Origin of the sequence: Defluviitalea raffinosedens (genome assembly GCF_016908775.1) — a bacterium.
GTDB lineage: Bacteria > Bacillota > Clostridia > Lachnospirales > Defluviitaleaceae > Defluviitalea > Defluviitalea raffinosedens.
The window spans coordinates 1-13,378 of record NZ_JAFBEP010000005.1 but is presented as its reverse complement, the minus strand read 5'-3'; the positions used below and the strand labels follow the sequence as shown (position 1 = coordinate 13,378).

The 13,378-nt window shown below is 34.1% G+C and carries 9 protein-coding genes; 7 read left to right on the top strand and 2 right to left on the bottom strand.

Annotation, left to right across the window (positions count from 1 at the left end; genetic code table 11):
- The 5 genes from JOD07_RS05445 (at position 1) to JOD07_RS05425 (ending at position 7,759) form a co-directional block, all read left to right on the top strand.
- The gene (locus JOD07_RS05445; protein WP_204612689.1) at positions 1 to 1,035 is read left to right on the top strand and encodes a protein-glutamate methylesterase/protein-glutamine glutaminase; all 1,035 of its coding nucleotides are present in this window, start codon (positions 1 to 3) and stop codon (positions 1,033 to 1,035) included.
- A 138-nt stretch (positions 1,036 to 1,173) separates the two neighbouring features.
- Positions 1,174 to 1,866, top strand: a complete 693-nt coding sequence (locus JOD07_RS05440) for a response regulator transcription factor (RefSeq protein ID WP_158741243.1) — start codon at positions 1,174 to 1,176, stop codon at positions 1,864 to 1,866.
- Positions 1,844 to 3,850 (top strand): sensor histidine kinase, encoded by a 2,007-nt coding sequence (locus JOD07_RS05435; RefSeq protein WP_158741242.1) that lies wholly within the window; start codon positions 1,844 to 1,846, stop codon positions 3,848 to 3,850. The genes JOD07_RS05440 and JOD07_RS05435 overlap by 23 nt, the downstream gene beginning before the upstream one ends.
- Before the next feature lie 170 nt (positions 3,851 to 4,020).
- Positions 4,021 to 5,904 (top strand): glycoside hydrolase family 10-like protein, encoded by a 1,884-nt coding sequence (locus tag JOD07_RS05430; protein ID WP_158741241.1) that lies wholly within the window; start codon positions 4,021 to 4,023, stop codon positions 5,902 to 5,904.
- 130 nt (positions 5,905 to 6,034) lie between these two features.
- Positions 6,035 to 7,759 (top strand): methyl-accepting chemotaxis protein, encoded by a 1,725-nt coding sequence (locus JOD07_RS05425; RefSeq protein ID WP_158741240.1) that lies wholly within the window; start codon positions 6,035 to 6,037, stop codon positions 7,757 to 7,759.
- 62 nt (positions 7,760 to 7,821) lie between these two features.
- Here JOD07_RS05425 and JOD07_RS05420 read toward each other — a convergent pair whose 3' ends face one another.
- A complete protein-coding gene (locus JOD07_RS05420) occupies positions 7,822 to 8,091 on the bottom strand; it encodes a hypothetical protein (protein WP_204612687.1) in 270 nt (89 codons plus the stop codon).
- A 533-nt stretch (positions 8,092 to 8,624) separates the two neighbouring features.
- On the opposite strand from JOD07_RS05420, the gene JOD07_RS05415 reads away from it, so the two are divergent.
- Positions 8,625 to 9,746: a sugar ABC transporter substrate-binding protein gene (locus tag JOD07_RS05415; RefSeq protein ID WP_204612685.1), complete on the top strand. Its 1,122-nt coding sequence runs from the start codon at positions 8,625 to 8,627 to the stop codon at positions 9,744 to 9,746.
- Positions 9,747 to 9,924: 178 nt separating this feature from the next.
- On the opposite strand, the gene JOD07_RS05410 is transcribed toward JOD07_RS05415, so the two are convergent.
- A complete protein-coding gene (locus JOD07_RS05410) occupies positions 9,925 to 11,979 on the bottom strand; it encodes a methyl-accepting chemotaxis protein (protein WP_204612683.1) in 2,055 nt (684 codons plus the stop codon).
- Between the two features lie 629 nt (positions 11,980 to 12,608).
- On the opposite strand from JOD07_RS05410, the gene JOD07_RS05405 reads away from it, so the two are divergent.
- Positions 12,609 to 13,378: LacI family DNA-binding transcriptional regulator (locus JOD07_RS05405; RefSeq protein WP_204612681.1), on the top strand; the 770-nt coding region annotated here is incomplete at its 3' end.

Sequence of the window (13,378 nt, the reverse complement as noted above, 5' to 3'; positions counted from 1 at the left end):
TTGATTAATCAAAGAAAACTAAAGGTGCTTATTGTAGATGATTCTATTGTATTTAGACAAATGCTTGCAAAAAGGCTTTCAGAGGATAAAGGGATAGAAGTCGTTGCCACGGCATCTAACCCTTATGAGGCAAGAGATAAGATTTTACAGTACCATCCTCATGTCATGACGTTGGATGTGGAAATGCCAAGGATGAATGGAATTGAATTTTTAAAAAAGCTTATGCCTCAATATCCTATTCCTACAGTGGTTGTAAGTTCTGTCAGTGAAAATGTATTTAATGCCTTAAATGCCGGGGCGGTAGATTTTGTATCCAAACCCCAGGGCGTAGACCCCAAGGCAAGAGAACAGTTTATCAATGAGCTTATTTTAAAAATAAAGATTGCCTCTACGGCAAAAATATTAAATAAAAATGCTTCTTTGGAAAGCGGTGCTGTAATTACATCTCAAACCAGGCAGAAACGAGATATAAAAATGATTGCCATAGGTGCTTCTACAGGAGGGACAGAAGCTTTATACAATATTTTAACTAAGCTTCCCCCCACTATGCCTGGCATAGTGATCGTACAGCATATGCCTCCGGTATTTACCAAAATGTATGCGGAAAGATTAAATAGTGCTTGTCTATTAGAGGTTAAAGAAGCAGAGACTGGGGATATCGTATTACCGGGGAAAGCATTCATTGCTCCAGGTGGGCTTCATATGAAGATAAAAAAAGCAGGTACTCAATTTGTTATTGAATGTTTCAAAGGAGAGAAGGTCAATGGCCATTGCCCTTCTGTAGATGTATTGTTCCATTCTGTTGCCGACCATCTGGGCGATCAGGCACTGGGAATTATTCTGACTGGAATGGGATATGATGGAGCAAAAGGACTCCTTGCTATGAAGAAGAAAGGCAGTATGACTTTGGGACAGGATGAGAAATCCTGTGTGGTTTATGGTATGCCTAAAGTGGCATTTAATATCGGAGCAGTTGAAAAGCAAATACCATTAAATAATATGGCAGAAGCAATTTATAAATTGGTCACCCCTTAAGGGGTGTTTTTTTATCTTAAGAAAAATTTAAGAATTATATCCGGCAGAATTTAAATATTGGACTTTATAATAAAGTAAAACTTAAATTTTGAGAGGTGTGATATAATCTTTTTAACTTGTGTGAAGGAAGGGTGTAATATGGATCAGTATACAGTTCTAGTGGTTGATGATGAAAAAGAAATAAGAGATGCCATCGAGATTTACTTAAGAAATGAAGGGATTACCGTACTACATGCAAAAGACGGTATTGAAGCAATGGAAATTTTGAAAGAAAAAGAAGTACATTTAGTTCTTATGGACATTATGATGCCAAGACAGGACGGAATTAATACAACATTTAAAATAAGAGAAGAGATGAATATACCCATTATTATGTTGACGGCCAAGAGTGAAGATACGGATAAGGTGCTCGGTCTTCAGATAGGGGCTGATGATTATGTTACTAAACCCTTTAATCCTATTGAATTGATTGCCCGAGTGAAATCTCAGCTGAGAAGATATATGAAATTGGGAGTTTATCAAGGAATGAAAAGAGTGATCGACATCAACGGGTTGATTTTAAATCAGGACACTAAAGAAGTCATTGCTAATGGGGAACCTGTAAGGCTTACTTCTACAGAATATAAAATACTGGAACTTCTTATGCTCAATGCTCCTAAAGTATATTCGATAGATGAAATTTACGAAAAAGTATGGAATGAGCCCAGTTATAATCCGGAAAACACCGTAGCCGTACATATAAGAAGAATCAGGGAAAAAATTGAAATTAATCCGAAAGAACCAAGATATTTAAAGGTGGTGTGGGGAATTGGATATAAAATTGAAAAGTAAAATCAGAATCATAGCTTATGCATTAACTATTTTGGCTTTGTTTTCCTTTGGTTTTAGGACCACTGATTTTTTAGCGAATAAAGCCAGTTATTACTTAAAAGGCAGTTATTTCAATACCAGAGAGTTTGCAGATGAATTGGAAGATTTTATATATTTATTTGAGCAATTTTATATGGGCCCTGGAGAATCTTATGTGCAAAATGTGCCCGTAGAAACAAATGAAGAGTTTGTTGCAGAAATATATGATGAAGAAACAGATGAAGAGTATACTTATACCACAGAAGTGACTGAAGAGTATAATATCGTAACTGACAGGCAAAGGTTTGAATATGAGCAAAGTTATATTAATTATTATATAAAAGATCGTAAAGGGAATATTTATACGAACCTGGAGAACTACGAAGATTTTGACTCCATCCAGCAATCCAGTTTTTTTGTCTGTACATTTCCTTATCATACCAAAGGAAATGATGTCTTTACGTCTATTAATCGCTTTTTTATAACAAAGGATTTAACAGGATTCATCGCTATTCCCAAAAGTGATAAGAAACACAGTTTAATTGTTGAAAATATGTATGATTATCAGGACGAAATGACAAATTATCTCATATTACTCGGTACTGGAATTACTGCACTGATTTCAAGTATTGTTCTTGGCTATTATTATTTGAAAAAATATGCTTCGGAGTGTTCCGAAATTTTACAACCTCTTAAAAAAATTTATTCCAGGTATCCTATTGATCTGAGGATATGTGTTCTGCTTTTAAATCTTTTATTCATTAACACACATTATACGTACATAGAATACTATCCCTACTATTATTTGGATATTTCAGATTTTGCTGTATATACAGTGGCGCTCACTGTACTGATCATTCAGATTATATTTTTACTGCCTGTTTTTAAATCACTTCAGCATATAAAAACTGAATGGGAGAAGAGTTTTATCGTAAACGTTAAGAAATCTCTTGAGGGCAGTTTTTTATTTAAAAGTGGTGTAATTAAAATATTGCTTATACTGGGAATTGTTTCATTCTTAGGGATAGGAACAGGAATAGCTTTAGGAGAGCTAGGAATGAGTGATATACTCGCCCTTTTCCCCTTTGGTTTAATCATTAGTGTCTGCGTACTGATTTATATTTTTAGCAAGGTGGCATATTTTAACCGATTGCTTAAGTATTCAGAAGATATATTGGCAGGAAATGCAAATGGCCAAATCATAAGAAGCAAGAAAGGACTTCTGGGAAAACTGGCAGAAAACTTGGACCGCCTGAAAGAAGGAATAGATACTTCACAGAAGGTACAGGTAAAAAGTGAAAGATTAAAAACAGAACTTATTACCAATGTCAGTCATGATCTTAGAACCCCTCTTACTTCTATAATCAACTATACGGAACTTCTTAAAGACAAACAACTTAGTGAAGAAGAAAGGGAAAAATATATAGAGATTATAGACAAAAAATCAAAAAGGCTCAAAGTATTAATAGATGATTTATTTGAAGTCTCTAAAATGGCCAGTGGCAATATTGAATTATCTAAAGAAAAAGTGGATATTGTTCAATTGCTTAAACAAGCTTTGGCAGAATATGATGAAAAAATACAGGCAGCCAACTTGGATTTTAAGATCACTTTTGACAGTCCTCATATATTTGCCTGGGTTGACGGACGCAAGATGTGGAGAGTATTTGATAATATTATCAGTAATATTGTAAAATATACTTTGGAAAATACGAGAGTTTATATTACAATTACTGAAAGAGATTATAGCGTTGTTATTACTTTTAAAAATATTTCCAAGTACGAATTGCCGGAGAATATAGATGAACTTCTTGAACGCTTTAAAAGAGGAGACGAATCAAGAAGTACCGAAGGGTCAGGTCTTGGCCTGGCGATTGCAAAATCCATTGTGGACAGCCATGAGGGAAGATTTGACATAGAAACTGATGGTGATTTGTTTAAAACGATTGTGGAAGTTACTAAATAACGTATTCTTTCGTTCTTGTGGATAAGTATAACCTGTGTTATAATTGCTTTGAAAGATGATGGGAGTAAAAGGTAATTATCTTTTATGTCCATCATTTTTTTTAGGGATAGGAAAATTGATTTGTATGAAAAAGCAAACGAGCCCAGTTTAATCAATAAGGAGGAAAAAGAATGCATGAAGCAATGTACAGATATTTAAAGAATATCTTAATGTTTACTTTAATTTTAACTATAACTTTTTCAAGTGTTTCTTTAACTCATGGCGCTGAAAGCGGTATATATATCCATTATGCTGAAACGTTAAAGGAATTAGGACTGTTTCAGGGAACAGATCAGGGATTTGAATTAAGCAGAAAGTCTAATCGTGCAGAAGCAGGAGTAATGCTGGTGAGATTATTAGGAGCAGAAGATCTTGCCCTTAAGGAAGCGGATAAGAATTTACACCCTTTTGTGGATGTTCCTCAGTGGGCAAGCCCACATATAGCTTACTTATATCAAAGGGGCTTAACCAATGGGATTAGCAGTACTTTATATGGGTCAAAGGAGGAAATTACTCCTATTCAGTATACTACAATGCTTTTAAGGGCTTTAGGTTATAAAGATGAGGCAGGAGATTTTGATTACCGCAAAGCATTAGATTTCGCCTATGAAATTGGTATGTTGGATGATACTGAATTATATGTTTTAAATTCCATGGGCAATGGAGGCATTTTAAGGGATTACATGGCCATGCTATCCTATAAGAGCCTTTTTGAAGAAATGAAAAATCAAGACAAAAGCTTAATCCTTGCTTTGATAGAAGACAAAGTTATTTCTCCTGTCAAAGTTGAAAAAGCTTGCAAGATAGATAGTTTTTTAACAAGCTTTTTGCTGGCTGAAGGTTATTTTAGTGATGATAAAATAAAAGATCTCCTTTCACAGACAGAGGATGTTATGCCACAGGATGAAAAGGTGGTTTTCCAGGATGGAGAAGTAAGGGCTGTCTGGATTTCTTATCTGGATTTACAGAAAGTGCTTCCTAATAAAAGTAAAGAAGAATTCAGAAATTCTATAAGAAGTATGTATAAAAATATAGCAGATGCTACTTTGAACACAGTCATTGTTCAGGTAAGACCCTTTGGAGATGCTCTTTATCCTTCAAATTATTTTCCATGGTCTTATATTATAACAGGAACAGAAGGGATCAGTCCTGGTTTTGATCCTTTAGAAATTATGCTGGAGGAAGCCCATAATAAAGGTCTTAAATTTGAAGCGTGGATTAATCCTTATCGTATAAGAGCAGGTTCAAAGAAAACTTTAAGTGATCAGAATCAAGCATTAACATGGCTTAATGATGGCAGTAACAGAGTTATCGAATTAAGCAGCGGCATTTATTATAACCCTGCCAGCAAGGACGTTCAGGAATTAATCACAAAGGGCGTTATGGAGATTGTGAAAAACTATGATGTAGACGGAATTCACTTTGATGATTACTTTTATCCTACAACCAATTTAGACTTTGATCGTATATATTATCAAAAATATGTAGAAAACGGAGGAAGTTTAAGCCAGGCAGACTGGAGAAGAGAAAATGTCAACCAACTGATTAGAGATGTTTATAGTTCAATTAAATCTTACAATCCATCTGTACGTTTTGGCATAAGCCCTCAAGGGATTATAGAGAAAAACTATAATGAGCAGTATATAGATGTTGAAAAATGGCTGTCAAGTTCAGGATATATCGATTATATTTGTCCTCAAATCTATTTTGGCTACAATCATTCCACACAGCCATATGAGAAACTGCTAAAACAGTGGAATGGTTTGATTAAAAATGAAAATATTAAGCTATACATAGGCCTGGCAGCATATAAATTAGGAAACGAAGATACTTGGGCTGGAAATGGCAAAACAGAATGGATCGGGACCACAGATATGCTTCAAAGGATGATCCGGGATGGCAGACTGCAAAGCCATTATGGAGGATTCGTATTGTTTAGATATGATTCTTTGTGGAATCCACCGGCTAATTTGAAATCTCAAATAGAGAAAGAATTAAAGGCAATTCGACAATAACAGTAAAATTTTTTCCTTTCTCCGATTAATCGACAAAAAATATTTACTTTGTTTATTTATTGACAAAGTTCTTGATATAGTATAAGTTATATATAAAAGCGTATATTGATCTATTGCAGGAGGACATATTATGAAGAGCACAAGAGGGAAATTAACGATTTATTTTGGTTCTTTATTTATTATAGTCAGTATCCTTATCAGTGTATTTGGGTACCATCAGGCGGGGAAAGCTATAGAGCAGGTTGTCTTAGATACGAAGCTTGAAAGTGATCTTTATACAGCAAAGTTAATGCTGAAACAGCATTTTGGAGACTTGTACCTAAAAGATGGGAAGTTATATGGCAAAGCAGGGACTGGTTTACAAGGCAACTATGGGATGGTAGATACAATCCTGGTGGATTTAGGAGATGCAGCCACTATTTTTGCTAAAGATGGTGAGGACTACTATAGGATTGTAACCAATATAGTCGATGATAATGGAAAAAGGTTTGAAGGTACTGCATTGGAAAGAGACAGTGAGATATATGCTTCTATAGCAAGCGGAGAAACATATATGGGAGAATCGAGTATACTGGGAAAAACGTATTTGACAATTTATGAACCTTTGTACGATGCTCTGGGAGAAAATATAGGGATTCTCGCTGTTGCAGTTCCAATGGAAAATATTGCAGAGATTATAAAGGAAGACTTGTCAAGTTTGGGCATAGTGTTTCTTATAATGACTATCATTGGAATTGTGGCTGTAATATTTGCTACTGTAGTCATAGCTCGTAAAATTACAAATCCGATTGCTTCTATTGCAAAGTATGCTAAAAAGGTATCTGAATTAAATGTTCAAGAAGATCTATCCCAGGATTTACTAACAAGAGAAGATGAGATAGGAATCTTAGCTAAGGCATTTCAGAAGGTTATTAGCAGTTTAAGAAACTTTATTTCCAATGTGGACAATATTTCTCAGCAACTGGCTGGGTCTTCAGAAGAATTATCAGCGATTAGTGCAGAAACCACTGCTTCTGCAGAAGAAATTTCAAAATCCATGGAAATTATTGCAAGAGAAGTTTCAGAACAGGCAAAGCAAGTAGAGCAGGGAGAAATTCAAATTGAAGAAATGGGACAGATCATTACTAAAGAATGGGAAGAAATGAAAAGCTTAAATGTAGCTGCAGAAGAAGTTAACGATTTAAAAAATGAAGGATTAAAAATCGTTAAAGAATTAGTAGAACGCAATAAAGAAACTAATAAGGCAGTAAAAGCTATCTATGATTTAATCATTAATACTAATGAAGATGCTGAAAAGATCGCGAATGCCAGCCAAATGATTAAAAATATTGCAGATCAGACGAATTTACTTGCGTTGAATGCAGCCATTGAAGCGGCCCGGGCAGGAGAGATGGGAAGAGGCTTTGCGGTGGTAGCAGAAGAAATAAGAGCGTTGGCAGAGCAGTCAGACAAGTTTGCAGGAGAAATAACCAATATCATTCAAGGATTGACGAATCGAACAGAGCAAGCTGTTAACAGAATGGAAACGACCAGTCAAATTGTATCGACTCAGTCCGAAAGTGTTGAAATGACACAGAATAAATTTGAAGGTATTGCAGAAGCTATCGGAAAAATGAAGAGTATCACTGAAGAATTAAATCAATTGTCAAAGAAGATGGCAAAAAGAAAAGACAGTATGATCGAAGTTATTGAAAACTTAACTGCTGTATCTCAGGCCAATGCGGCAGCTGTACAGCAAATTTCTCAGCCGATGGAAGAACAGGTTGCTGCTAATGAAGAAGTGGCCAATGCAAGCAATGCTTTATCGAAGCTGGCAGAAGAAATGGCTCAAAATATTGATGTATTCAAATATTAACATAAAGGTTCTATTGTCTTTATAAGAATATATAAAAATGGTGAGAGGGTGTATCAGGAATCTCACCATTTATTTTTTATAAGACAGGAGATTCCGCTTGATTTTCGATGATCCTGATTTCTGATAACCGTTTTAGCTGTTATGATCAACTGATGATTAACCAACTTATTGATTATGTCTAAAGCCTTAAAACTTTCTTCTGTTCTATTTATAAACTCTTTGGATAAAATAAGTCCTTTCTTTTTCATCTCATCAAGTAAACTTAATCTCATAAAATATGAAGAAACAGCACCTATAACCATTAGGCGTTTTTTCGCTTTCCCTTTGATCATGCAGATCCCTCATTAAAGATTATTGACAAATGGGTTTTTATTGTATAGTGTTGCGTTATATTTGTTAAATTTTATCAATTAATATATAAGTTTAGAATTTTAGTAAGAAATTACTAATATTACATCGAAATAACTAGATTATTTAGTAAGGTTAGTTTTAAAAATTGGAAAAGTAGATAAAAACAGAATAAAGAGATAACCTTTTATCGATAAAGTATACAAAAAACATTAAAAACATATTTTGTTTATATGCAAACCATATATAAATATTCGAAGCAATTCGTCAAAATGGTACTTGTGATTTCAAAAATGTCATGGTACAATATAGGACACTTAACTGATTTTGGATATTAAGTAATTCATATACCAGTTAAGGAGATGGATGAGATGGGAAAGATGTAAAAAGTTGTTGTAGGATTTTTGGGTTTTACAATGATTTAATTCTTTTGAAGGCAGTAACTATGGGTATCAAAGGGAGCCTTGTATACCTGTAGTTATTATAAATTATTTATAGATTATGGGAGGGATGCAAAATGAAAAGAAAATTTGTTTCAATAATGACCAGTATTGCGTTTTTAGCATCACTTTTGATTGGCTGTGGAAACACGGCAAGCACTACAACTACAAACAACATAGACAGTACAGCTGCATTAGAAGAAGAAAAAACAGCGGATCATAAAATCAGTGAAGACAAAATCAAAATAGCCGTTATCAGAAATCTGCCTTCAGACGACCATACAAAACAATTTCTGGATGGAGCTGTATCAGAAGGACAAGCTTTAGGATATCAGGTAGATACTTTCATATCCAATGGGGATGATGCCAAATTCCAGGAACTTGTAGCCCAACAAATTGAAAAAGATTATGATGGATTTATTATTTCTCATGGTAAGGCTGAGTACTCTACTGAAATGTTACAGCCGGCTTTAAATAGAGGAATAAAGATTGTTACCTTTGATACTTCGTTTAAGGATGGAGTAATACCAGAGGGGATCACATCTACAGCACAAGATGATTATTCCCTGGCAAAATTATCTTTGGATGAAATTGTTGCCAGATCAGCAAACAAGCCTGCCAGAGTTATAAAATTATGGTATGGTCCTGGGGTGCCTCCATTGGATCGACGTGAAGAAATTTATAAGCAATACGAAGCAGAGGGGAAAATAGAGACTCTTGAACTTATTGGACCATCAACATTGGACGATGTTCAGGGAGAAGTATCAACCCGTGTTAGTGCAATACTTGCTAAATATCCAGAAGGTAGTGTTGATGCAATTTGGGGTTCCTGGGATGAGATGGCTAAAGGTGCATATAAAGCATTGCAAGATGCAAATCGCAAAGACATTAAGCTCATTTCTATTGATATATCAAATCAGGATATTAATTTGATGACAGAACAAGATAGTGTTTGGAAGGCTACTGCTGCAGTAGATCCAAGACTTATTGGAATGGTAAATATGAGAATTTTGGCTAAAAAATTAAAAGGAGAAGAAACTCCACAAACTTATGATTTAGCTGCCCATCTTATTAAACAAGAAGATTTAAATGCTGATACAATAATGGATACTTTAAAACAAGTTATTCCCGGATGGGGAGAATCAGACGCATTTAATGAACCTTGGATGGATGAACTTAGAAGTCAAAATGGTAAATAAGTTTGAAGGCATACATAATTAAATGATGGCAGTGCTCATGGAAGATAATATGTATTAAAAATATGATCTGCTTTGAACTGCTGTTTTATGGAAGAGCTTTCTGATCAAGTGATTATGGCAACTGCTCAAACTAATCATTCCAAAAAAACAAGTCGGTTACTCTTTAACCGACTTGTTTTTATATGATGAACTGTCCTATCTGATTATTTAATTCTTCAGCAATTTTTGCAAGTTCGCTATTTGAATTGTTAATCTCTTCTATACTTGCAGTTTGCTCTTCCATTGAAGCAGAAACTTCTTCGGTTCCGGCAGCATTTTCTTCTGAAATTGCTGCTAAATGATGTATGATGTCGATAACAGTTTGCTGTTTATTTGCCATTTTATCACTGGAATCATTTACTCTCTGAATGATTTCTTTCATTTCTTCCAGGGCATTGGCAATACCGATAAATTTATCATTTGTCATATGTACGCTTTCAGATTGAGAAGATACTACTTTTTCTAGTTCTTTCATGGTTTTTACTGCGGCAGATGTTTGATCCGTTAGTTCTTTTATAACAATATTGATTTGTTCTGCAAATTTATTCGATTCTTCTGCCAGTTTTCTGATTTCATCTGAGACAACGGCAAAGCCTTTTCCCGCTTCTCCTGCTCTTGCTGCTTCTATAGCTGCATTAAGAGCCAGTAAATTTGTTTGGGCAGCGATGCTTTTGATCATTTCGCTGGCACTGGAAATTTCGTTTACACTTTCATTCGTGTTTAAAATAACCTTTTGAACTTCAAGGGATGATTGGCTGTTAATATAGGTTTTCTGAACCAGATCTTTTAAAATTTCCAGACCTTCATTTTTAAGATCATTCACTTTTTGTGTTGAATTGTTTAAAGACTCAATATAAGCTTTGTTTTCAACAATTAAATTTCTAAGTTCTGTAATAGATGAGAATCCCTGCTCTGTATCTTTAGCCTGGTCTGATACGCCTCGTGCTATTTCTTCGACGGTCTTAGCCACTTCATTGGCAGCAGTAGCAGATTGCTGGGTTATAAGATGAAGTTTTTTGGATGAAGAAGCTAATTGATTAGATTGATCGCGGATGGTTTTAATAATACTTTTTATAGAATTTTGCATTGTGTTCACTGCTTGAGAAATTTGTCCAAATTCATCATTTTTACTTAGCAGATCCTGTGATATATTTTGCGAGAAGTTTCCGGATGAGAGAAGAGCCATTTGATCTCTTAATTTATTTATTGTTTTTACGGCATAATTAGATGTATTAAACAATACTAATCCCAGTAATATGAAAGTTATAGATGCTGAAATAATTATCGACTGAATATTTTTAGAAATTACATTCTGAATGTTTTCCATGGAATAACCAATGGAAACGGCACCAATATGTTCTTCGTTTATTACAGCTGGGTAAATAACATTATAAACCATAGTATCTTTTGATTCGTAGTAGACTTCGTGGGCATAGGCTATTCCGTCAATGGCAGCAGATTTGCTTCCTTCATCGCTGAATACTGCGCCTATTTCACTTGTATTACTATGCGCGATAGCCATTAAATTATTATCCATCAGCACAGCATATTCTATTTCATCGTCTGAGGCCATAGCCTCTACCAGCTTTTGATTACCGAAGTTTTCAGTTAATTTATTGATTTCATCAGCTAAAATGCCTATTTGCACGAAGCTGCCGTCAGCGCTTTTAACATATCCATATTTGTATGACTCACCAGATTCAGAGTCTTTTCTGATCTTGTCTATAAATTCATTATTGGTACCAGACATAAAATAGTATATCGAATGTCCTTGAGGAGTTGTCCAGCCAACATTTTTATCAATGTTGGAATAGATAATCACCCCATCAGAATTAAACCAGTTGATCTGCTGAACTCCGGATTCATCTGCTATTTTTTTTAGAAATGTATTGCTGAGCTGATCTTGATCTCTAATAACTGTCTTAGCTGCTGCGAGTATTTTATCATCAATCAATTTGTTAATTATTTCTAATGCTTTAGAATTATCTTCTGCCCTGTTTATAAATTCTTTAGACAAAATCAGCCCTTTCTTTTTCATTTCATCAAGTAAGCTTAGTCTCATAAAATATGAAGAAATGATGCCTATAGTCATTATAGCAAAGAGTACTAGAATCAATGGTATAGCGATGAGTTTTATCTTGATTGAACCATTTTTTTTGATCTTTAATCTTTTTATTTTCTTCCCTCTAGCCATACAAGTACCACCTCTTAAATTATTAGTGAGTGAATTTTCACTCCCTTTTCTTATAACATTACATTGATTCTACCATGTTTGTCAAGATTTATCGAAAGAGAAATAAGACTAAGATGCATTTTGAGACGGTACGACTAAAATAAAGTAGGAAAATGTAACCAATTAAAATCTCTTTGGTAGTCAAAATTTTTTATAAATAATTTTCTGGTATGAGTCTAAATAATATTAAACGGTTTTAAATTGGAAACTAAAAAGGTTTATAAACATTAGTTTAAAAATATGATTTTTACACATAAACACTAAACGACAAACTAAACAATTTTGTTAAGTTTAATTAAAAAATTAGCAATCCAAATCAAGTCTAAAATTGACGAAATAGCTATATTAGTGACAATGTATACAAAAAACAGTAGAAAATTGTCGTATATATATGCATAAAACATATAACAAACTAAAAAATATTTGTAAAAAGATTAAAAACTAGTTGCAGATTTTTAAACACCGTGCTACAATATAGATAAAAATAAGAGAAATTAATTAAACTTTCGACTAAAAAATCAATGCACAATTTAACAAAACGATCACTGTGCATATAAAGTCTGGCCGATTCTGGAGAATAGGTGGTAAATATGACAATACAAGAAATTGCAGAAATTGCAAAGGTATCTAAAGCTACAGTATCTTTAGCACTTAACAATAAAGCAGGAGTCAGTGAAGAAACGCGCAACATGATTTTAGAAATTGCTAACAAATATGGTTACAACAAAAAGACAAGCAGTAATCAGAAGAGGAATATTTTATTTATTAAATACATTGGCAGTGGCGCTGCTATCGAGCAAAATGGCGACTTTATTGCTACAGTGATTGATGCGATTGAAAAGACAGCCAGTAATTTAGGATACAACCTGATTATTAAAAACATTATATCCAGTGAGTTTCAAATGGAAATTGCGAATATTCATTTTGAAGATTATACTGGGGTTATTTTTTTAGGAACAGAGGCTCATTCAGAGGTTGTTGAATTATTACAAGATATACCGGTGCCTATTGTGGCAGTTGATAATTTATTTGAAAAAAATGATATTGATTCAGTAGTGATGGATAACTTTGGAGGGATCTATAAAGCAGTTCGATATCTAATATCTTTAGGACATAAAAAGATAGGATACATAGACAGTACGATTAAATTTTCTAACTTTGCCCATCGAGCAGATGCTTATTATAAAAGTATAAAGGATTTTGGTTTAGAAAAAGATCAGCCAGTTGTATGCGTTACTCCTAATTTGGAGGGGGCATACATAGATTGGATTTATGTCAATATAGTAGACACAAAAACTCAAATTTTTATGCAGTTTTTCTTAAAGCATCTTCAAGCTGTTGAGGAGTCATATAACCGATA

Bases quoted from the DNA above. Each gene is read 5' to 3' on its own strand.
- JOD07_RS05440 (WP_158741243.1), top strand. From the start codon at position 1,174: ATGGATCAGTATACAGTTCTAGTGGTTGATGATGAAAAAGAAATAAGA.
- JOD07_RS05430 (WP_158741241.1), top strand. From the start codon at position 4,021: ATGCATGAAGCAATGTACAGATATTTAAAGAATATCTTAATGTTTACT.
- JOD07_RS05425 (WP_158741240.1), top strand. From the start codon at position 6,035: ATGAAGAGCACAAGAGGGAAATTAACGATTTATTTTGGTTCTTTATTT.
- JOD07_RS05420 (WP_204612687.1), bottom strand. From the start codon at position 8,091: ATGATCAAAGGGAAAGCGAAAAAACGCCTAATGGTTATAGGTGCTGTT.
- JOD07_RS05415 (WP_204612685.1), top strand. From the start codon at position 8,625: ATGAAAAGAAAATTTGTTTCAATAATGACCAGTATTGCGTTTTTAGCA.
- JOD07_RS05410 (WP_204612683.1), bottom strand. From the start codon at position 11,979: ATGGCTAGAGGGAAGAAAATAAAAAGATTAAAGATCAAAAAAAATGGT.